At 70.6% G+C, this 20,650-nt stretch carries 18 protein-coding genes and 1 other RNA gene; 8 read left to right on the top strand and 11 right to left on the bottom strand.

Annotation, left to right across the window (positions count from 1 at the left end; genetic code table 11):
- Nucleotides 1–66 precede the first annotated feature (66 nt).
- Both HNR01_RS12845 and ffs read right to left on the bottom strand, forming a co-directional pair.
- Nucleotides 67–1,941 (bottom strand): DNA polymerase III subunit gamma/tau, encoded by a 1,875-nt coding sequence (locus HNR01_RS12845; RefSeq protein ID WP_183667984.1) that lies wholly within the window; start codon nt 1,939–1,941, stop codon nt 67–69.
- A gap of 54 nt (nt 1,942–1,995) precedes the next feature.
- An RNA gene (gene ffs, locus HNR01_RS12840) (signal recognition particle sRNA small type) lies at nt 1,996–2,092 on the bottom strand.
- Between the two features lie 104 nt (nt 2,093–2,196).
- On the opposite strand from ffs, the gene HNR01_RS12835 reads away from it, so the two are divergent.
- Complete coding sequence (locus HNR01_RS12835) at nt 2,197–2,667, top strand: DUF5991 domain-containing protein (RefSeq protein WP_183667983.1); 471 nt, start codon at nt 2,197–2,199, stop codon at nt 2,665–2,667.
- 33 nt (nt 2,668–2,700) lie between these two features.
- Here the strand turns inward: HNR01_RS12835 and HNR01_RS12830 are convergent, their stop codons facing one another.
- On the bottom strand, nt 2,701–2,961 hold the full coding sequence (locus HNR01_RS12830) for a PepSY domain-containing protein (RefSeq protein WP_017485277.1): 261 nt from the start codon (nt 2,959–2,961) through the stop codon (nt 2,701–2,703).
- A 178-nt stretch (nt 2,962–3,139) separates the two neighbouring features.
- Between HNR01_RS12830 and HNR01_RS12825 the strand changes: the two genes are divergently transcribed.
- The 3 genes from HNR01_RS12825 to HNR01_RS12815 all read left to right on the top strand — a co-directional run bounded on the left by HNR01_RS12825 (nt 3,140) and on the right by HNR01_RS12815 (nt 7,349).
- Nucleotides 3,140–4,678, top strand: a complete 1,539-nt coding sequence (locus HNR01_RS12825; protein ID WP_183667982.1) for a YifB family Mg chelatase-like AAA ATPase — start codon at nt 3,140–3,142, stop codon at nt 4,676–4,678.
- 116 nt (nt 4,679–4,794) lie between these two features.
- The gene (locus HNR01_RS12820; protein WP_017485279.1) at nt 4,795–5,988 is read left to right on the top strand and encodes an FIST N-terminal domain-containing protein; all 1,194 of its coding nucleotides are present in this window, start codon (nt 4,795–4,797) and stop codon (nt 5,986–5,988) included.
- Complete coding sequence (locus HNR01_RS12815; protein ID WP_153874599.1) at nt 5,985–7,349, top strand: ATP-binding response regulator; 1,365 nt, start codon at nt 5,985–5,987, stop codon at nt 7,347–7,349. Before HNR01_RS12820 ends, HNR01_RS12815 begins: the two co-directional genes overlap by 4 nt.
- A 21-nt stretch (nt 7,350–7,370) precedes the next feature.
- On the opposite strand, the gene HNR01_RS12810 is transcribed toward HNR01_RS12815, so the two are convergent.
- Both HNR01_RS12810 and HNR01_RS12805 read right to left on the bottom strand, forming a co-directional pair.
- Nucleotides 7,371–7,697, bottom strand: a complete 327-nt coding sequence (locus tag HNR01_RS12810) for a hypothetical protein (RefSeq protein WP_183667981.1) — start codon at nt 7,695–7,697, stop codon at nt 7,371–7,373.
- A 177-nt stretch (nt 7,698–7,874) separates the two neighbouring features.
- On the bottom strand, nt 7,875–8,549 hold the full coding sequence (locus tag HNR01_RS12805; RefSeq protein WP_183667980.1) for a transglutaminase-like cysteine peptidase: 675 nt from the start codon (nt 8,547–8,549) through the stop codon (nt 7,875–7,877).
- A gap of 254 nt (nt 8,550–8,803) precedes the next feature.
- Between HNR01_RS12805 and HNR01_RS12800 the strand changes: the two genes are divergently transcribed.
- On the top strand, nt 8,804–9,223 hold the full coding sequence (locus HNR01_RS12800) for an acyl-CoA thioesterase (RefSeq protein ID WP_017485283.1): 420 nt from the start codon (nt 8,804–8,806) through the stop codon (nt 9,221–9,223).
- Nucleotides 9,224–9,316: 93 nt separating this feature from the next.
- Here the strand turns inward: HNR01_RS12800 and HNR01_RS12795 are convergent, their stop codons facing one another.
- Nucleotides 9,317–10,222, bottom strand: coding sequence for an alpha/beta hydrolase (locus tag HNR01_RS12795; RefSeq protein WP_183667979.1), 906 nt, complete (start codon nt 10,220–10,222; stop codon nt 9,317–9,319).
- A gap of 78 nt (nt 10,223–10,300) precedes the next feature.
- The gene (locus HNR01_RS12790; protein ID WP_183667978.1) at nt 10,301–11,209 is read right to left on the bottom strand and encodes a lytic transglycosylase domain-containing protein; all 909 of its coding nucleotides are present in this window, start codon (nt 11,207–11,209) and stop codon (nt 10,301–10,303) included.
- Nucleotides 11,210–11,444: 235 nt separating this feature from the next.
- On the opposite strand from HNR01_RS12790, the gene HNR01_RS12785 reads away from it, so the two are divergent.
- From HNR01_RS12785 to HNR01_RS12775, 3 genes are all read left to right on the top strand, one after another.
- Nucleotides 11,445–13,625 carry a molybdopterin-containing oxidoreductase family protein gene (locus HNR01_RS12785; RefSeq protein WP_183667977.1) on the top strand — a complete coding sequence of 727 codons (2,181 nt, stop codon included), beginning with the start codon at nt 11,445–11,447 and terminating at the stop codon, nt 13,623–13,625.
- Between the two features lie 270 nt (nt 13,626–13,895).
- Nucleotides 13,896–15,524: an ABC transporter ATP-binding protein gene (locus tag HNR01_RS12780; RefSeq protein ID WP_153874596.1), complete on the top strand. Its 1,629-nt coding sequence runs from the start codon at nt 13,896–13,898 to the stop codon at nt 15,522–15,524.
- A 3-nt stretch (nt 15,525–15,527) separates the two neighbouring features.
- Complete coding sequence (locus HNR01_RS12775; RefSeq protein WP_183667976.1) at nt 15,528–16,748, top strand: phosphopentomutase; 1,221 nt, start codon at nt 15,528–15,530, stop codon at nt 16,746–16,748.
- 140 nt (nt 16,749–16,888) lie between these two features.
- On the opposite strand, the gene ettA is transcribed toward HNR01_RS12775, so the two are convergent.
- The 4 genes from ettA to HNR01_RS12755 all read right to left on the bottom strand — a co-directional run bounded on the left by ettA (nt 16,889) and on the right by HNR01_RS12755 (nt 20,192).
- Entirely contained in the window at nt 16,889–18,541 is a 1,653-nt protein-coding gene (gene ettA / locus HNR01_RS12770) for an energy-dependent translational throttle protein EttA (RefSeq protein WP_017485289.1), read from the bottom strand.
- Nucleotides 18,542–18,762: 221 nt separating this feature from the next.
- Nucleotides 18,763–19,038, bottom strand: a complete 276-nt coding sequence (locus tag HNR01_RS12765) for a hypothetical protein (protein WP_183667975.1) — start codon at nt 19,036–19,038, stop codon at nt 18,763–18,765.
- Between the two features lie 23 nt (nt 19,039–19,061).
- Nucleotides 19,062–19,931, bottom strand: coding sequence for a DNA/RNA non-specific endonuclease (locus tag HNR01_RS12760; RefSeq protein WP_183667974.1), 870 nt, complete (start codon nt 19,929–19,931; stop codon nt 19,062–19,064).
- Nucleotides 19,932–19,937: 6 nt separating this feature from the next.
- Entirely contained in the window at nt 19,938–20,192 is a 255-nt protein-coding gene (locus tag HNR01_RS12755; RefSeq protein ID WP_017485292.1) for a hypothetical protein, read from the bottom strand.
- Between the last annotated feature and the right edge of the window lie 458 nt (nt 20,193–20,650).

Here is a 20,650-nt window from a genome sequence, read left to right as displayed (position 1 = left end):
GCTTTCCGCACTTAGGCGCGAGGCCCCGCGCCCGCTAGGGGCGGCGCAGGGCGCGGCTGCACGCCCTCAGGCGTCGTCGTCCTCGTCCGCCTCCTCGGGCGGCGGGGCGGCCGGCCCGGCGCCGTCCGCCGCGGCCTCGGCGGCATCGCCCTCCGGCGCCTTGTCGCGGACATCGACGATCTGCGCGCCGGGGAAGCGCGACAGCACCTCCCGCACGAGCGGGTGCGCGGCGGCGTTCTGGTGGCGGGTCTGCTCGGCCGCGCGGGAGTTCTCGGCCAGCGTCGGCGCACCCTCTTCCTTGGAGAGGGCGACGAGCCAGCGCCGCCCTGTCCAGGCATCCAGGGCGCGGGCGAGATCGGTCGGAAGGCTCTGCCGTCCACCGGGGGCGAGGCGGAACTCGATCCGCCCTTCCTCGAAGCGCACGAGATGCACGTCGCGCTCCAGCGCCACCTTCAGGGCGATGTCGCGGGCGGCCTCGGCCTGCGCGACGACGTCCTCGAAACGCCCGAGCCGCGGGCCGGCGGGAGCCGCCGGGGCCGGGCGTGGCGCGGCCTCCGTCGCGGCGGACGTGACGGGGACGGCAGCCAGCGCCGGACGGGGCGACGGCTGCGGCGCGGGCTGCATCATCTGCAGGGCCGCCGAGCCGTGCGAGGCCGTGCCGCCGCCATCGCGCCCGAGGCTCGGGCGAGGGGCACCACCGTCGGAGGCGGCGACATCGGCGCGGAGCTGCCGCAGCGCTTCGTCGGGGGTCGGCAGGTCGGCGGCGTAGGCGAGCCGCACGATCGCCATCTCCGCCGCCGCGAGCGGCCGGGGCGCCGCCTGCACCTCGGGCAGCGCCTTGAGCAGGATCTGCCACGCCCGCGACAAGGCCCGCACCGGCAGCCGCCCGGCGAACTGGGCGCCGCGCACCCGCTCCGCCTCGCTCAAGGTGGGATCGGCCTCGGCACCCGGCACCAGCTTGAGGCGGGTGACGAGATGGGTGAAGCCGGCAAGATCCGACAGCACCACCGCCGGGTCGGCGCCGGCATCGTATTGCGCGCGGATCTCGGCGAAGGCGGCGGGCACGTCGCCGCGCATCGCCGCTTCGAACAGATCGACAATGCGCGAGCGGTCGGCGAGGCCCAGCATGTCGCGCACGCCCGCGGCCGTCACCGCGCCCGCGCCGTGGGCGATCGCCTGATCGAGCAGCGAGAGCGCGTCGCGCACCGAGCCTTCCGCCGCGCGGGTGACGGCAGCCAGGGCCTCGTCCTCGGCCTCGACGCCTTCCGCGGCGCAGATCTTCTTCAGGTGGGCGGAGAGCACGTCGGCCTCGACCCGGCGCAGGTCGAAGCGCTGGCAGCGCGACAGGATCGTCACCGGAACCTTGCGGATCTCGGTGGTCGCGAACACGAACTTGGCGTGGGGCGGCGGCTCCTCCAGCGTCTTCAGGAAGGCGTTGAACGCCTTCTCCGAGAGCATGTGGACCTCGTCGACGATGTAGACCTTGTAGCGGGCCGAGACCGGCGCGTAGCGGATGCCGTCGATGATGCCGCGCACGTCGTCGATGCCGGTATGCGAGGCAGCATCCATCTCCAGCACGTCCATGTGCCGGGATTCCATGATCGCCTGACAGTGCACCCCGAGTTCCGGCATCGACACGGTGGGGCCGCTATCGGACCCAGCGGTGCGCAGGTAATTGAGGCCGCGGGCGAGGATGCGGGCGGTGGTGGTCTTGCCGACGCCGCGCACGCCCGTGAGCATCCAGGCCTGCGGAATGCGGTTGGCCGAGAACGCATTGGCCAATGTGCGCACCATGGCGCCCTGGCCGATCAGATCGTCGAAGGTCTGGGGGCGGTACTTGCGCGCCAGCACCCGGTAGGGCGTCGCGGCCGGGGCGGACGCCGCGGCGGGCATGCCGGGCAGGCCCGGCTCGTCGGGGAACGTGCCGTGCGTCTCGTCCATGCCGCCGTTCGGACTTTTTGGGGAAGGCTGGCCGCCCGGCCCGCGGGCGGCGAAGGTGGGAGGCTGGACAAAGACCCGCTCGGTCTCGTTAGGGCTGCTTCCTTCCGGACCTGACCCGGTTGGCGAGTGAAACGTCCCTCGCCAACCTCCCGCGCCGTATATGACGGCCCGCGCGGCGGGATGCAAGCGGGACACAAGCAGGTTGCCTCGTTCCACCCGCCCGGCCATGCTTCCTCCGAAGATAAGGGAGGGGCCATGCGGACGATCCCGCTGCGTTTTGCCGTCCTCGCGCTGCTCGCGGGCTCATCGACCGCCGCCCCGGCGCAGGAGCCGGCTCAGGAGGGCGCGCCCAAGGATTGGCAGGGCCGCTACCGCTACGAGCACGCCGCCGGGCGGACGGCCGGAGGCACGGGCATCGTCGTGACCTACGACCTCGTGCTGCTGCCCCCGGATGTCCGCGACGGTTGCGTCCTCACCGTGCGGGGGTTCCAAAGCGACGAGACGATTCGCTGCCGGACCCGCCGTGAAGCACAGGGCCTCGCGGTGACCTTCGACCGCTACGGCAAGGGCGGCACGGTCAACAAGTACGGTGTCGCGGTCTACAAGCCGGGCCAGCCGCTGTTCACCCTGGTGAAGGAAACCAAGCTGGCGACCCGCTGGAAGGGCCTCAGGCCGGACGGCGAGGGCGTGGCCGAGAGCGGTCCGTACTTCACCAGGGTCAAGTAGCTCCGGGGCCACGGGTGCCCCGGAGCCACGGCCTCACTCGGCCTTGCGCTTCACGATCTCCATCGTCTTCGGATCGAGCTTGAGATCGAACTGCTTGCCGTTGGCGTCGATGGCGTCGTCCACCTCGATCATGCCGTCGTCGAGCTCGATCTCCTTCCACTTGGTGAAGCCCTCCTTCTTCAGGATGTCCTCGACCTTCGTCTGCTGCTCGGGCGGCAGCTTCTGGTCGGCGAGCGCCGGGCCGGCGAGCAGGGCGAGGCCGAGCGCGGCGGCGGCGAGCGGGCGGACGAACATGAACGGCTCCTTGGGCAGATTGGTACCCGGCGAACGATCTATGGCACCGGTTGTTCCTGTCACTGCTCCGGATGAACAAAGTGCGGGATCCGGCGGCCCTTAAGGCCGCGCTTGTCGTTGCCAGCACGCGAAGTGGCGCCTAGTCTGCAACCTCTGGGTTCGGAGCTTGCCAGAGACCATGGTCACGCGCGTCGCCACCGTCGCCTTCGAGGGGATCGAGGCGCGCGCCGTCGACGTACAGGTGCAGATCGCTCCCGGCGCGGTCGCCTTCACCCTCGTCGGCCTGCCCGACAAGGCGGTGGCGGAATCGCGCGAGCGGGTGCGCTCGGCGCTGATCGCATCGGGTCTAGCCCTGCCGGCCAAGCGCATCACCTGCAACCTCGCCCCGGCCGACCTGCCCAAGGAAGGCTCGCACTACGACCTGCCGATCGCGCTCGCGGTGATGGGCGCCATCGGCGCGCTCCCGGCGGACGCACTCGGCGGCTACTGCGTCCTCGGCGAGCTGGCGCTGGACGGCTCGATCACGGCGGTGGCCGGCGTGCTGCCCGCGGCGATGGCGGCGAACGGCCGGGGGCTCGGCCTGATCTGTCCCGCCGCGACCGGGCCGGAGGCGGCCTGGGCGGCGGGCGACATGGACGTGCTCGCGCCCCGCTCGCTGATCCAGCTCGCCAACCACTTCAAGGGCAGCCAAGTGATGGCCCGGCCGCTTCCCGCGGTGGCCGCGCCCGCCGGCCCGATGCCGGACCTGCGCGACATCAAGGGCCAGGAGGGCGCCAAGCGCGCCCTGGAGATCGCGGCGGCGGGCGGCCACAACCTGTTGATGAACGGCCCGCCCGGCGCCGGCAAGTCGATGCTGGCCGCCCGCCTTCCCTCGATCCTGCCGCCGCTGGGACCGCGCGAACTGCTCGAAGTCTCGATGATCCAGTCGGTCGCGGGCGAGTTGAAGGGCGGCGCGCTCTCGAACCGGCGCCCGTTCCGCCAGCCGCACCATTCCGCCTCCATGGCCGCACTCGTCGGCGGCGGCCTCAACGCCCGGCCCGGCGAGGCCTCGCTCGCCCATGGCGGGGTGCTGTTCCTCGACGAGCTGCCCGAGTTCACGCCCCAGGTGCTCGACTCCCTGCGCCAGCCGATGGAGACCGGCGAGATCATGATCGCGCGGGCCAACCACCGTGTCACCTATCCGGCCCGCTTCCAGCTCGTGGCGGCGATGAATCCGTGCCGCTGCGGCATGGCCCTGGAGCCGGGCTACGCCTGCCGCCGGGGACCGAACGAGCGCTGCGTCGCCCAGTACGGCGCCCGGATCTCCGGGCCGCTGCTCGACCGGATCGACCTGCGCATCGAGGTCGCGGCGGTGACCGCCGCCGACCTGATCCTGCCGCTGCCCGCTGAAGGGTCGGCCGAGGCCGCCGCCCGGGTTGCCGCTGCCCGCGGGCTCCAGAGCGCGCGCTACAGCGCCCTCGGCCTGCCGGCCGCCACGACCAACGCCACCTGCCCGGCCACCGTGATCGAGGCCGCCGCCGCGCCCGACGCCGAGGGTGCGGCGCTGATCCGCCACGCGGCGGAGACCATGCGGCTGTCCGCCCGCGGCTTCCACCGCACCCTGCGCGTCGCCCGGACCCTGGCCGACCTCGACGGCGAGGCGCAAGTGCGGCGGCTGCATCTGGCCGAGGCGCTGTCCTACCGGGCGCGCGGCGAGCCGCCGGCGGCCGCGGCCTGATCGGCAGCCGCGAACACCCACCCATTGCCACGCCACTTCGCCGGGCACATAGTCGTGCACAATATGTCAGGGGCGGCCGGCCTGCCGGAACAGACCCCGTGCGAGGGAGTGAGGCGGTGGCGTACGGCACGCAGATGCGGCGGCATCTGTGCGGAATCCAGACGGCCTGGACGGATGCGGACGACGCCACGGGCGCGGTCGCGGCCGTGGCGGAGGCTCTCGACCGGGCGGCGATCGGCCACCTCATCGTGTTCTTCTCGCCGGTCTACGAGGCCGAGCCGCTCACGGCGGCGCTCGCCGCGCAGTTTCCCGGCGTCGGGCTCACCGGCTGCTCGACCTCCGGCGGAATCAGCCCGGCGGGCTCGATCGATCGCGGCCTCGTCGCCATCGCCTTTCCCCGGCAGGGCTTCCGCATCGTCTCGGGCCTGCTCACCGACATCGCCCGGCTCGACGTGGAGGGGGCGGCCGCGACCGTCCGGTCCTTGCGCCGGACCCTCGATGCGGGGCGGCCGGACGGCGGCGGCCACCGCTTCGCCCTGTCCCTGATCGACTCGCTCGCCAATGCCGAGGAGACCGTGGTCTCGGCCGCGGCCTGGGCCCTCGACGGCATCCCGCTGATCGGCGGCTCGGCCGGCGACGATCTCGCCTTCCGCAGCACGGTGCTGATGCACGAGGGCCGGCTCTGCCGCGACGCGGCGGTAATCTTGCTGGTCGAGACCGATTTCCCGATCCGCATCTTCAAGAGCGACAATTTCGAGCCGACGAACCGCAAGTTCGTGGTGACTGCGGCCTGCGAGGAGGAGCGACGCGTCACCGAACTCAACGCCGAGCCCGCGGCGCGCGAATACGCGATGGCGGTCGGGCTGGATCCGGAAAACCTCTCGACGATGTCGTTTGCCTCCTATCCGCTCGCGGTGAAGATCGGCGGTGAGTATTACTGCCGCTCGATCAGCCGGGTGGAGCCGGACGGCTCGTTGACCTTCTTCTGCGCCATCGGCGAGGGGGTGGTGCTGACGCTGGCCCAGCCGCGCGACATCGTCGAGGCGACCCGGGCCGAGCTGGAAAGCCTCGACGCGTCGCTCGGCGGACTCGACCTCGTGATCGGCTTCGACTGCGTGTTCCGCCGTCTCGATGCCCAGAGCCGGCAGGTGCATCACCGCATCGCCGAGCTGTACCGGCGCTACGGCGTGGTCGGCTTCGAGACCTACGGCGAGCAGTACCGCTCGATGCACCTCAACCAGACCTTCACGGGCATCGCCATCGGCCGGGCCGAGGGGCCGGAAGGTCGGGGCGCGAAGACAGCGCGATGAACCGCCCGACCCTCTGGGCGGAGCCGCAGAGCGAGCCGCAGACCATCGAGTCCCTGACGCATCGTGTGGCCAAGCTCGAGCGCATCAATGCGGCGCTGATGGCCCATGTCGAGCGCACCATGGACCAGCAGGGCGGCGCCTACTCGCTGTTCCAGACCGCGATCATGCTGGAGGGCCGCGTCCGCGCCCGCACCGAGGAACTGACCGGGCTGATGCGCAGCCTGGAGCGCTCGAACGAGGCGATGCAGGCGGCGAAAGAAGAGGCCGAGACCGCCAACCGCTCGAAGACGCGCTTCCTCGCCGCCGCGAGCCACGATCTGCTCCAGCCCCTCAACGCCGCCCGCCTCTCGCTCTCGGCGCTGACCGACCTCGCGCCGGGACCGGAGGCGAAAGCGGTCGCCCGGCAGGTGGAGCGCGGGCTGGAGACGATCGAGGATCTGATCAAGGCGCTCATCGACATCTCGAAGCTCGATGCCGGCATCGTCCGCCCCGTGGTCAAGCCGGTGCGTCTCGCCGATCTCGTCGCCGGGATCGAAGCGAGCTTCCGGCCCTTCGCCGAGCGCAAGGAGCTGCGCCTGGTCACCCGCTGCGCCGACCTTGTGGTGGAGACCGACGGGATCCTGCTCCAGCGCATCCTGCAGAACCTCGTCTCCAACGCGATCCGCTACACCGAGAGCGGCGGCGTGCTGATCGCGGCACGGCGGCGGGGCAAGCTCTGCCGAATCGACGTGGTCGATACCGGCTGCGGCATCCCCGAGAGCGAGCGGGCGCTCGTCTTCGAGGAGTTCTTCCGCGGCGGGCGCGAGGGCGACGACGGCGGTGTCGGCCTCGGGCTCGGCCTGTCGATCGTGCAGCGCATGGCCTCGACGCTGGACCACGCCATCGAACTGCATTCCCGCACCGGCCACGGCACGCGCCTGAGCCTGACCCTGCCGCTGGCCGCGCAGCGCCCGGACGCGCGTGTGACGCTGGCGCCGCTGGCGACCGCGCTGACGGGCGCCCGTGTGCTGGCGATCGAGAACGACGCCTCGACCGCGGAGGCGCTGCAGCGGCTCCTGCGCAGCTGGGATGCCGAGGTTCAGGTGTTTCGCGATCTTGCCGGTGTCGTCGCCGCGCTTGGGAGCGGGCTGGCGCGGCCGGACGTGATGGTGATCGACTACCACCTCGACAACGGCGCCTGCGGCCTCGACGTGGTGGATTACCTGCGGCGCAACCGGGGCTGGGTGACGCCGGTGATCCTCACGACCGCCGACCACGGCGCCGACATCGCCGCCCGCGCCCAGGCCACGGGGGCCGAACTCGTCCACAAGCCGATCAAGCCGGCGCAGCTGCGCTCGCTGCTGGCCTACATGCTGGCGTGATCGGCGTGAGGGGCCGAGCGGTCAGAGCGCGCTGAGGCGCCGCTCGCCCATCAGCCGGTCGCGGGCGCGGGCGACGAGGGCAGGGCGGATGCGGGCGACATCGTCGCCGTCGAGGAACGGCGAGCCGGCCAGGGCGCCGAGATAGGCCTCTTCCCGGTCCCGGCAGGTGGTGACCGCCTTGGTCGCGGCGAAGCTCCGGCTCGTGGTGCGGACCTGCTCCGCGAACGCCTCGTCGAGGCAGGTCTGCCACGCGGCATGGCGCAGGCCTTCCGGGCTCTCCTCCGCCCGCACGGGAGCCGTAGCGAGGAGGGCGAGGGCGGGAAGGCTGGCAAGGAGGACGCGACGCATGGGACGAGCAGACCCTGGGACGGCGAACCTGAGGCACGGACGGGGTTTTCCGGAACACGGCGCGCCCGCGGAAACCTCTCGTCAACCTTGGCTGCCGGCCCGTTAAAGCCTGCTAACGCGCGAGGTGCGGATCCGGTCCCATTTCGGGACCGGGAAAAGTTTCGCCAAGCGTTCCGTTCAGCGGTTGGCCGCCGTGAGCGGCGAGGCGTCGCGGCCGAGCGCCATCCAGCCCACCGCCTCCTGGCTTTCGCGCTTGACGAAGGTGTAGCCGGTCTGGGTCCAGGGCAGCACCGCGTTGGTCTTGTTGTCGAGGATCAGGTCGCCGCGGCTGGTGATGAGAGTGAGAACGGCGTGGCCCTCGCCCTTCTCGTCGATCACCACCGTCATCCGCATCGCCCGGCGCGGCAGTCCGGCCTCGACCAGCAGCCGGCGCTTGAGGAGCTGGAAATCCTCGCAATCGCCGCGGCCGTCCTCGGCGAGGTCCCAGCGGTCGGCGGCGCGCCAGTGCTCCTGATCGGTCACCGCCTCCACCGCCCGGTTGATCCGGCGGTTGACCGCGTTGATCGTCTGCCACAGCGCCGGCGTCAGGGTGATGCTGGCCGGCTCGGTGCGATCGACCGCGCACTCGCCCGGATAGCGCTCGCAGAACTCGGCCCAGGCGGCGATCGGCCGGGCCGGGCCGGTGGTGGTCGCCGACAGGCTCATCGCCGGCAGCGCGGCGGTCGGCTGCGCCGCCGCCTGCGGGGCCGGCGCCGCGAGGAAGGCCCCGGCCAGGGCGAGGCCCGCCATCAGGCGGGTCGCGAAAGAGCGGGCGGGCCGAACGACACAGAGCTTGGAGAACGCGATACGCATGGCCCTGACCGAGCAGTTAAGCTTCCGTTAATGAAGCTCTCACAGCCGCCCGCCGGCCGCAATCGCCGGGTTAAAAATCGGTTAACGCGATCCGTCGCATTTGAACGACCCGGGCCGGGACGCTTGGTTCGGCCGCACGGGTCGGCGGGAGACAGGTCCGCCGCGCCGTCACCGGACGCGGTGGCCCGGCCGGCACGGCACCTGCTACGCTCGGGGCCGACCCCACGATCTGCGGCGATCCACACAGCCTTCCGATGACGAGCGAACTGCCCTCCACCGAGCCCGCGCAGCCCACCGATCGCGGGCCGCCGGTGATCCGAACGGTGGCGATGCCGACCGACACGAACCCGGCCGGCGACATCTTCGGCGGCTGGCTGATGGCGCATATGGACATGGCCGCAGGCAATGTCGCCGCGCGGCGGGCACGGGGGCGCTGCGCCACGATCTCGGCGGAGGCGATGACCTTCCACCGCCCTGTCTTCGTCGGCGACGAGGTGAGCTTCTATGCCTGGATCGTGAAGACCGGCCGCACCTCGATGGGCATTCAGGTCGAGGTCTGGCGCCGGGAGCGCGAGGGCGAGGCCACGATGAAGGTGACGGAGGGGTTCTTCACCTTCGTCGCCATCGGGCCGGACCGGCGGCCGCGCCCGATCCCGGAGGAACGGGCGGTCTGACCGACGGGCTCGTTTCTTGTTTTGTGCATCGTCTTTTCCCGAAAGCCGGCGGCCACCTTCCGGGACGATGCTGGAGCGAGCGCGGGTCGGGCCTCAATGCATCGTCAGCGTGGTGAGCCGGCGGGCACCCGCGTGCTGGTGGAGGAAGGCGCTCATCTCGGCGAGCACCGGCGCCTTGCGGCGGAAGCTGACGGAGAGCGCGAGCAGCGTGTCGGAATGGTCGAGCCCCTCGTAGATCCGCTCCTGCACCGGCACCCGGGCGGTGCGCAGGCGCGCGGCGAGGCTCGCCGTGTTGCGGGGCTTTACCACCGTGTCCTTGTCGCCGGTGGCGAGGAAGGTCGGCGGCGAGTGCGCGCCCGCGAAGGAGACGGGCTGCGTCGCCTCCGGATCGGGCGCCTGTCCGAACACCTCGATCGAGGTCTTCTGGTCGAAGGGCAGGAAGTCGTAGGGGCCCGACAGGCCGGCCACCGCCCGCACCGCCCGCGGATCGACCCCGGCCTGGCGCAGGTATTCCGGGTCGAGCCCGAGCATCGCCGCGTTGTAGGCCCCCGCCGAATGGCCGGCGAGCACGATCCGGTTCGGGTCGCCCCCCTGCGCGGCGATGTTGTCGCGCACCCAGGCGATGGCCGCGGCCCCGTCCTTGAGAAAGTCGGGGAAGCGCGATTGCGGGTAGAGCCGGTAGTCCGGCAGCACGGTCACGAAGCCCTGTGCGGCGAAGGCCTGGGCGGTGAAAGCGTAGTCGTCCTTGCTGCCGCTGCTCCACGAGCCGCCGTAGAAGAACACCAGCACCGGGGCCCGCTCCACCGGCACGGTCGGCACGAACACGTCGAGGCGCTGGCGCGGATCCGTGCCGTAGGCCGCGTCGCGGACCGCGAGGCGCCCGCCCTTATCCCGCGGCCCCAGCGCGTCGAATAGCGCCAGCGGCGAGCAGCCGCTCAGGCCCAGGGCGGTGAGCCCGAGGCAGACCAGGGAGACGAGGGAGACGAATGCCTTGATCATGTGACTCGTGATTGACGCGGCGGTCGCGGCGGTTTCATGGCCGAGCGGTGGCGACGTTGGGAGTTATGTCCTCGGGATTCATGTCCTCAGGACGATGCAGGCGCCGCCGACGCCGCGGATCTTCTGGCACAGGCCGTCGGCCGCGCCGCGGCTCTCCGCCGGGATGCGCACGCGGTAGAAGGTGCGGGTGCCGCGGAAGCGCAGGCGCGTGCCGATGATCATCGGACGAACCTCGCCGATCACGCTGGTGTAGCGCGTGCGCGCCCGCTGGAAGCTCGCCAGCGCCAGGGACTTGGAGAAGTTGCCGGCGAGCTGCACGCCCCAGGGCGCGGCCGGGCCGCCCTCGACCGAGAGGGCGAAGCGGTCCCCGCGCGACGGGATGCGCAGGGCCGCGGTGACCTGAAGGCAGGTTTGCGTCTCCGCCTCCGGCGGGGGCGGCTTGTCCTCGGGTTTCGCCTCGGACGTCTTCGGATCGGACCCTTCCAGCATCTCGACGCCGGCATTCGGCCGCCAGTCTTCCGCCGGCCGGCCGGTGATGCCGATGACGTAGGCCCGCGTCTCCGCCGGCAGGCCGCCGCTGCCGGCGAGCCAGGCCGAGACCCGCCCCGGTCCGCCGTTATAGGCCGCCGCGGCGAGCCCGAGATTGCCGAACTGCCGCTTCAGATCGGCCAGGAAATGCGCCGCGTGCGGGATCGCCTGCTCGGGGTCGAACGGATCCGTGAGGCCGCGCTCCCGTGCCGTGCCCGGCATGAACTGCGCCACGCCCTGCGCGCCGGCCGGGCTCACCACGCCGACGCGGAACGAGCTCTCGCGCCAGATCAGCCGGGTCAGGAACGGGACCGGCAGCTGTCGCGCCTTGGCGGAATCCTCGATCAGCCGGCACAAAGCCTGCTCCACCGTCTCGCTCTCGGGCGAGGGAGCCGCACGAGACGGGCCGGCGCAGGCGACGAGAACAGCCGGCAGCAGGGTGAAAGCGAGGCGGTGCACAGCGCCTGATCTAGGGCGCCGTCCCGCGAAGGGGATGCGTGAGGGAAGGATTGCGAGCGCACCTGACGCAATCCGCCGGCTGCCCGGCATCATCGTGCAAGCATTGGCCCCGCGCGGGAGGGTTGTAGTTGAGGGCGCTTCTTAGAATCGCACTATTTTTCTCATGCCCCGCGCGTTAGGCTCAACCCTTGCAAGGAGCCGGACACCAAGATCCGGCCGCATGAGGAGGAATACCATGCTCGAAGAGCGCATCTCGGAGATCGATGCCGAGGCGGCCGCCAAGACGGCGTCCGAGGCCGTCACCCGGCTCGGTGCCTGCCCGCACGACTGCCCCGACACCTGCTCGATGATCTACACCGTCGAGAGCGGGCGGCTCACCGACGTGCGCGGCAACCCCGACCACCCGATGACCCGCGGCGCGCTCTGCGGCAAGCTCAAGGATTTCGACCGGCACCACTACAATCCCGACCGTATCCTCTACCCGATGCGCCGCGCCGGCCCGAAGGGCAGCGGCCAGTTCGAGCGGATCACCTGGGACGAGGCTTTGTCCGAGATCCATCGCCGGTTCAGCACGATCATCGAGACCCACGGAGCGGAGGCGATCCTTCCCTACAATTACCTCGGCAACGAGGGCGTGGTGCAGGGGCTCACCGTGGGTGACGCCTTCTTCAACCGCCTCGGGGCGACGGTGGCCGAGAAGACCTTTTGCGGCTCGGGCTCCTGCACGGCGTGGCTGCTGACCGTCGGCCCGACCAACGGCACCGACCCGATGAGCTTCGAGCAGTCGAAGCTGATCGTGATCTGGGGCTGCAACTCGGTCTCGACCAACCTGCACCACTGGCACGTGGTGAAGGAGGCGCAGCGCAACGGTGCGAAGGTGGTGGTGATCGACCCCTACCGCTCGCGCACCGCCGCACAGGCCGATTGGCACCTGATGCCGAAGCCCGGCACCGACGGTGCGCTCGCCATGGCGATGATCCACGTGATCATCGCCGAAGGGCTGACCGACGACGACTACATCGCCCGCCACACCGTCGGCTTCGAGCCGCTGAAGGAGCGGGCCCAGGCCTTCACGCCGGAATACGCCGCCGAGATCTGCGGCATCCCGGCCGAGGACATCCGGCACCTCGCGCGGGAATACGCCACCACCCCCAACGCGGCCCTTCGGCCGGGCGTGGCGGTGGAGCGCAGCGCCGGCGGCGCCCAGGCGCTCCGCGCGATCTTCTCGCTGCCCGCCCTGACGGGATCTTGGAAGGATCCCGGCGGCGGCATCTACCAGATGCCGCTGTGGGAGTTCCCGGTGCACTGGGACCGGGTCTGCCGGCCCGACCTGATCCCGGAGGGCACGCGGGTCATCAACGTGCTCAAGCTCGGCGAGGTGCTGACCGGCGAGGCGGGAATCGATCCCGGCATCCACGCCCTGATGGTCTACAACGCCAACCCGGTCTCGAACTCGACCGAGACCGCCAAGATCAAGCGCGGGCTCGCCCGCGAGGACCTGTTCACGGTCGTCAGCGAGCACTTCGTTACCGATACGGCCCGCTACGCCGACATCCTGCTCCCCGCCACCATGGCGGCCGAGCACGACGACATGATGTTCTCCTGGGGTCACTTCTTCTTCACCCTGAACCAGAAGGCGATCGAGCCGCCGGGCGAGACGGTCTCGAATGCCGAGCTGTTCCGGCGGCTGGCCAAGACCTTCGGCTTCACCGAGCCGCAATTCTCCATGAGCGAGGCCGAGCTGATGGAGTGGTATCTCGACTGGGAGAGCCCGAAGCTCGGCGGCATCTCCATGGATCATTTCCGCCAGCACGGCTGGTATCGCCTCAACGTCGGCGATCCGGCCACCCGCACGCCGCACGCGGAGGGCAATTTCCCGACACCGTCGGGCAAGTGCGAGTTCTACTCGGAAGCCGCGGTCACCGGCGGCAATTTCGTCGCCCCGCCCTTCCGGCAGATGTACGAACAGTTCCAGGGCGGCGAGCCCCTCGACCCGCTGCCGGGCTACGTGCCGGCCAACGAACGCCCTGAGACCAATCCGGGGCAGGCCGAGCGCTATCCGCTCAACATCGTCTCGCCGAAGAGCCACGGCTTCCTCAACTCACAATACGCCAACGAGGCGCACAAGATCCGGGCGCAGGGCGAGCAGACGATCCTGATCAATCCGGCCGACGCGACGAGCCGCGAGATCACGGAAGGGGCGCTGGTGCGGGTGTTCAACGACCGCGGCGCCTTCCACGGCCAGGCGCGGGTGACCGACGAGGTGCCGCCGGGCCTCGTGATCGCCTCGCTCGGCTACTGGCACTCGCTCAACCGCGACGGGGCGGTGAACGTGATCAGCGCCTCGACCTATGGCGGCATGGGCCACTCGCCGACCTTCAGCGACAACCTCGTGCAGGTCGGGCTGGCGCAGTGATCTACATCGACCCTCCCCCCTCTGCGGGGGAGGGTGCCTGCGGAGCAGGCGGGAGAGGGGCAGCGACGGTGCCGTTCTCAGTTGGCCTCGGTCCAGTGGAAGCGGCGCTCCCCTCACCCGCCCCCCTTCGGGGGCCCCTCTCCCGCAGAGGGGAGAGGGATGTGCCGCACCCGGAGGACGATTCGCGTGTGAGAGCCCGCGCGCTATAACCCCTCCGCTCGCCTGCCCGACACGGGCGCATCGCGGGCCGATTTTCATCGCCGGGGTTCGATGTCCGATACGCTGCTGACCGTCGAGGATCTCTCGGTCGCCTTCCGGAACGGTGAGCGCGAGACGCTGGCGGTGGACCGCGTCAGCTTCGCGATCGAGCGGGGCGAGACCCTGGCGCTCGTGGGCGAATCCGGCTCCGGCAAGTCGGTGACCGCGCTCTCGATCCTGCGCCTCCTCGACGGCGCCGCGCACCACCCGGGCGGAAAGATCCTGTTCAAGGGGCGCGACCTGCTCACCCTGCCAGAGCGCGAGCTGCGCGCGGTGCGCGGTGCGGACATCACCATGGTGTTCCAGGAGCCGATGACCTCGCTCAATCCGCTCCACACCATCCAGCGCCAGATCGGCGAGGTGCTGGAGATCCACCGCGGCCTGAAGGGCAAGGCCGCGCGGAAACGAATCCTCGAACTCTTGGATCTCGTCGGCATCCGCGACGCCGAACGGCGGCTCGGGGCCTATCCGCACGAATTGTCCGGCGGCCAGCGCCAGCGGGTGATGATCGCCATGGCGCTCGCCTGCGAACCCGACCTGCTGGTGGCCGACGAGCCGACCACCGCCCTCGACGTCACCGTGCAGGCGCAGATCTTGGCTCTGCTCGCCGACCTGCAGAAGCGGCTCGGCATGGCGATGCTGTTCATCACCCACGATCTCGGCATCGTCCGCCGCATCGCCAACAGGGTCTGCGTGATGCTCGCCGGCCGGGTGGTCGAGGCCGGCCCGGTGGCGCAGGTGTTCACCCGGCCGCAGCACGAATACACCCGGCGGCTCCTCGCCTCCGAGCCCACCGGACGGGCGAATCCGGTGCCCGATCACGCCGAGGATCTGGTCGAGGCCGGTCCGCTCAAGGTGTGGTTTCCCCTGAAAGAAGGCTTGCTCCGGCGTACCGTCGGCCACGTCAAGGCGGTCGATGGTGTGCGGCTCAAGGTGCGGGCCGGCGAGACCGTCGGCGTCGTCGGCGAATCCGGTTCGGGCAAGACCACGCTCGGCCTCGCCCTGCTGCGGCTCACCGAATCCGAGGGGCCGATCGTCTTCCTCGGGCAGCGGATCGAGGAGCGCGGTCCCTCTCAGATGCGACCCCTGCGCAAGGACATGCAGGTGGTCTTCCAGGACCCCTACGGCTCGCTCTCGCCGCGCATGTCGGTGGCCGACATCGTTTCCGAGGGCCTCGCCGTGCAGGGGCTGGTGCGGGGAAGCGCCGAGCGGCGCGCCCTGGTGGCGAAGGCGTTGGCCGATGTCGGCCTCGATCCGGCGGCGATGGACCGCTACCCGCACGAATTCTCCGGCGGCCAGCGCCAGCGCATCGCCATCGCCCGCGCCATCGTGCTCAAGCCCCGCTTCGTCGTCCTCGACGAGCCGACCTCGGCGCTCGACCGCTCGGTGCAGGCGCAGATCGTGACGCTGCTGCGCGATCTGCAGCGGGAGCGCGGGCTGGCCTATCTCTTCATCAGCCACGACCTCAAGGTGGTCCGGGCGCTGTCGAACTACGTCATGGTGATGCAGCACGGCCAGGTGGTCGAGGAGGGACCGGCCGAGGCGATCTTCGCCGCGCCCAGGACCGAGTACACGCGCACGCTGTTCGCGGCCGCCTTCGAGATGGACGCCGCGACCACCGCCGAGATCGAGCCGGTCTGACGCATGGCCCGCGCGCTTCTCATCGTCCTCGATTCCGTCGGCATCGGCGGCGCTCCGGACGCGGACCGCTACGGCGATGCCGGCGCCGACACGGTCGGCCATATCGCGGAGGCCTGCGCCGCCGGGCGCGGCGACCGGCCCGGCTTGCGCGCCGGTCCCTTACGCCTGCCGAACCTCGCGGCCCTCGGCCTCGGCCTCGCCTGCGGGGGCGCGACCGGCCGGGTGCCGCCGGGCCTCGCTCCGGCGGTCGAGCCGCGGGCCCTGTGGGGCCACGCCGTCGAGACCGCGGCGGGCAAGGACACGCCGTCGGGCCATTGGGAGATCGCCGGCCTGCCGGTGCGGGAGCCCTGGGGCCATTTTCCCGACACCCGCCCCGCCTTCCCGGCCGAGCTGACCACGGCGCTGATCGCGCGGGCGGGCCTGCCCGGCATTCTCGGCGACCGCCACGCCTCAGGCACCGCGATCATCGACGCGTTCGGGGCCGAGCATGTCCGGACGGGCAAGCCGATCTGCTACACCTCGGCCGACAGCGTGTTCCAGATCGCTGCCCACGAGACGGCGTTCGGGCTGGAGCGGCTCTACGAGACCTGCCGGATCGCGCGCGCGCTCTGCGACCCCTACCGGGTCGGCCGGGTGATCGCCCGGCCGTTCGTCGGCAGCGAGGCGGAGGGCTTCCACCGCACCAGCCGCCGCAAGGATTTTTCGGTGGCGCCGCCCGCCGACACCCTGCTCGACGGGCTGGAGGCGGCCGGCCGCGCGGTGGTGAGCGTCGGTAAGATCGGCGACATCTTCGCCCACCGCGCCACCGGCCGCGAGATCAAGCCCGCCGGCAACGCCGCCTGCCTCGACGTGGCGCTGGAGGCCTTCTCGGCCTTACCCGAGGGCGGGCTGGTCTTCCTCAACCTCGTGGATTTCGACACCGAGCACGGCCATCGCCGCGACGTGCCGGGCTATGCCGCCGAGCTGGAAGCCTTCGACGCCCGTGTGCCTGAGATCCATGCCGTCCTGAAGCCCGGCGATCTCTGCGTGATTACCGCCGATCACGGCAACGACCCGACCTGGACCGGCACCGAGCACACCCGCGAGCAGGTGCCGGTGCTGGCCTTCGGGCCCGGACTGGCACCGGGCTCGATCGGCCGACGCGACACCTTCGCGGATATCGGCGCCTCGGTCGCGGCGCATCTCGGCCTGCCGCCGCTCGGGGCGGGCGGGGCGTGGTGGTGATGCGTTCTCTTTCCCGCGGTTCTCTGTAGGCGCGCCGTCATCGCGTGCGCGAAGCGATCCAGCGGCGCGACCGATCCGGAGAGGGCCGCGCGGGCTGGATTGCTGCCGAAGCCTTCTCCCCGTCCGGGGGAGAAGGGGAGCTACCGCGAAAACTTCTTGTACTTCAGCTTCTTCGGGATGAGCGAGTCGGTGCCGAGGCGACGCTTCTTGTCGGCCTCATAGTCCGAGAAGTTGCCCTCGAACCACTCGACATGGCTGTCGCCCTCGAAGGCGAGGATGTGGGTCGCGATGCGGTTCAGGAACCAGCGGTCGTGGCTGATGATCACCGCGCAGCCCGCGTAATCCTCCAGACCCTCCTCGAGCGCCCGCAGGGTCTCCATGTCGAGGTCGTTGGTCGGCTCGTCGAGGAGCAGGACGTTGCCGCCCTTGCGCAGGGTCGCGGCGAGGTGGACGCGGTTGCGCTCACCGCCCGAGAGCGTGCCGACCTTCTTCTGCTGGTCGCCGCCCTTGAAGGCGAAGGCCGCGCAATAGGCGCGGGAATTGATCTCGCGCTTGTTGAAGTAGAGGATGTCGTTGCCGCCCGAGATCTCCTGCCAGACCGTCGCGTTCGGATCGAGCGCGTCGCGGGACTGGTCGACGTAGCCGAGATGCACGCTCTCGCCGATCTGGATCTCGCCGCCATCCGGCTTCTCGCTGCCGGTGATCATCTTGAACAGGGTGGTCTTGCCGGCGCCGTTGGGACCGATCACGCCGACGATGCCGCCCGGCGGCAGCTTGAACGAGAGATCCTCGATCAGCAGCCGGTCGCCGTAGGCCTTGTTCAGATGCTTGAATTCGATGACATTCTGGCCGAGCCGCTCGGTGATCGGGATGACGATCTGCGCGGTCGCATCGACCTTCTGCTGCTGCTTGGCGACCAGCTCCTCGTAGCGGGTGATACGCGCCTTGGACTTGCTCTGGCGGGCCTTGGGCGAGGCCGAGATCCACTCCGTCTCGCGGGCGATGGCGCGCTGGCGGGCCATGTCCTCGCGGCCCTCCTGCTCCAGGCGCTTCTGCTTCTGCACCAGCCAGGACGAGTAGTTGCCTTCGTAGGGAATGCCCTTGCCGCGATCGAGCTCGAGGATCCAGCTCGTCACGTTGTCGAGGAAGTAGCGGTCGTGGGTCACGATCAGGATCGCGCCCGGATACTGGCGCAGATGCCCTTCGAGCCAGTTCACCGTCTCGGCGTCGAGGTGGTTGGTCGGCTCGTCGAGGAGGAGCAGTTCCGGCTCCCACAGCAGCAGCTTGCACAGGGCGACGCGGCGGCGCTCGCCGCCCGAGAGGGTCGCCACCGGCTGCTCGTCGCTCGGGCAGCCGAGCGCTTCCATCGCCTGATCGACCTTGGAATCGAGCTCCCAGAGGTTCTGCGCCTCGATCTGGTCCTGGAGGGCGGTCATCTCGTCCGCCGTCTCCTCGGAATAGTTCATGGCGAGTTCGTTGTAGCGGTCGAGCAGCGCCTGCTTCTCGGCCACGCCCTCCATCACGTTCTCGCGCACCGACTTGTTCGGATCGAGCTGCGGCTCCTGCGGCAGGTAGCCGACGCGCGCTCCCTGAGCGACGAAGCCCTCGCCGGTCCAGTCCTTGTCGATGCCGGCCATGATCTTGAGCAGCGTCGACTTGCCGGCACCGTTGATGCCGAGCACGCCGATCTTGGCGTCGGGGTAGAAGGACAGGTTGACGTTATCGAGGACCTTCTTGCCCCCGACATAGGTCTTGGTCAGACCCCGCATGTGGTAGATGAATTCGCGGGCCATGTGCGTTCGTCCTGCGTGAAGCGTGGATACCGGTCGAGCCGGCGGTCGCGGATGCGTGGCCTCGCGCGCGAGGCTGGCTCGGCCGAGCCATGCCGCGCGGGGCGCCGTCCGCTCGCGGGTGAAGAATTTCGTGTTCGAGTAACAGGGCCGCCGGGCAGGGGCAAGGCGAACCGCCAGGCGCTGTCCGGATGGCGGGCTCCGCCAGGGCGGGGAAAAGAGGCTCAGGCGAAGGGATTGCGCACCGGCTCGGCCGTCTCCGGCTCATCGGGGAGAGAATCGGGCAGGTGTTCCCCCTCAAGGGTGGCGACCACCGCCTCGAGCAGGGTCTTCAGGGCTCTGGCCCGCCTCAGGCCTTCCCGGTCGCGGGTGAGATCGAGGCTGCCGTGCAGGGCGATGCGGCGGGTGCCGTTCTCGATCGAGAGGCCGGCGAAGGTCTGGACGCCCGCATCCTCCGCGAAGGGGCGGAAGGGGAGGGCATCGGCTTTGCGGCGCGGCATCGGGGCCTCCTCGGGTCGAGCGCTCAGAAGATCGCGCGCATCAGCTCGCGCCAGAGCCGCCGCAGGATATCGGCGGCCAGTTGCTTCAGGAAATCGGCGAAGGATTCCTGGCGGGAGAATTCCTGCGGCTCAGGCAGGGCCATGGTCCTGGCCTTGGCCGCCTCGGGCAGCGCCGGGAACACGTCGAGCCCGGCGGTGTCGCGCAGGGCCGCGAGCGAGACCGCGCGCCACTCCGCACCCGCCTTGTTCGGCGCGAGATAGGCCCCAGCCTCGCCGGTGCGCGGATCGTAGATCGCCTTGAACAGCTGCGTCGGCACCAGCACCCGCCCCTTGATCGCGCCGACCGAGCGGCCCTCGAAGATCGGGCCGGTCACGACGAAGATCTCGCCGCGCTCGGTGGCGAGCCGGCGCACGCTCTCCTCGATCGCCGCCCACAGGCCGCGGTTCAGCGCCCGGTTCTGGGGCACGATGTTGGCGAGGCTGAAGGATTCGGCTTGCGCCGGCGCGCTCGGCATGTCGCCGGCCGGGGCGAGATGGCCGCGGTCGTAGCCGCTTCGGACGTAGTCGGCGAGGCTGGCGCGGTCCTCCTCGGGCAGACGGTCCTCGTCGTGGAAGGCATCGGCGCGCTCGACCCGGCGCGCGGCGGACACGCTGCGGCGCGTCAGGCGCTCGGCGGCGTAGAGCGGCGTGCGCGACACCCCCGAATGAAGCACCGCGAAGGCCTCGAAGCAGAGCGGGACCGCCCGATCGGCGAGTTTCGGATTGGTGAGGGCCGGCGCCCGGCCGTCGGCGAACAGCGTGGGGCAGGCGGGGGTGTCCTTCAGGGCCTGGGACGCCCCGGCATGGGAGACGAAGAGAAGCAGGAGGGCGGAAAGTGCGGGGCGCAGCGCCATCGCCGGTCAGTAGCAGACCCGCACACGCCGGGGGCCGGACGGCGTCTCGCGCCAGCGGAAGCCGCAGGGGCGCCCGAGCGGGTCGATCAGCGGACGGATGTCCCGGTCCGGCGGCCCCGGCGGGCGGCGGCAGCGGGCATCGTCGGGGCAGCGCACGATGCCGGGGCGGACTCGGCCGGCATCGGCCGCCGACGCCGCGCTGCCGGCCGTCAGGACGAGCGCCAGCGCGGCCGTGACCGGTCTGATTGCGGCGAAAGGCATCGGGCGGCAGCCTCGGGAAGAGCGGGCTAGGGGAGAGTGAAGGGGAGCGAAGAGCGGGCGAGATGTTGATCAACGCACCCTTCATCCATAATTGAGGGCGCGTCACGCGTGAAATCGTCGGGCAGCCTTAACTCTGAAGGCAGACGAAACGGCCGAATCCTCTGAAAGGCGCGCCGCTGTTGCACCGAGATCATGGTATCCCGTGATCGGTTTGCGCTAGAATGACCGTTCATACGTCCCGGGGCGAGCGGTTTCCGGGTGCGGGCGAGATCCAGACGGCGGGCCGCGTTCGAGGATTCGGGCGTGCGGCCCTGCAGGAGCCGCCCTGCTGACGGGAACGCATTGAGAGACGGGTGAAGGCATTGGCACTAGCGGACACGACGATCCTCGAGGGTCTTGAGACGCCGGATCGTCTCCGGCTTCTGCCGGAGAGCGAGCTGCAGAAGGTGGCCGACGCG

The sequence above is a fragment of the Methylorubrum rhodesianum genome, from assembly GCF_014199985.1.
In the GTDB taxonomy this organism is placed as follows: domain Bacteria; phylum Pseudomonadota; class Alphaproteobacteria; order Rhizobiales; family Beijerinckiaceae; genus Methylobacterium; species Methylobacterium rhodesianum.
Note: the sequence above shows the minus strand (reverse complement) of the source record. Positions and strands in the feature narration are given on the sequence as shown.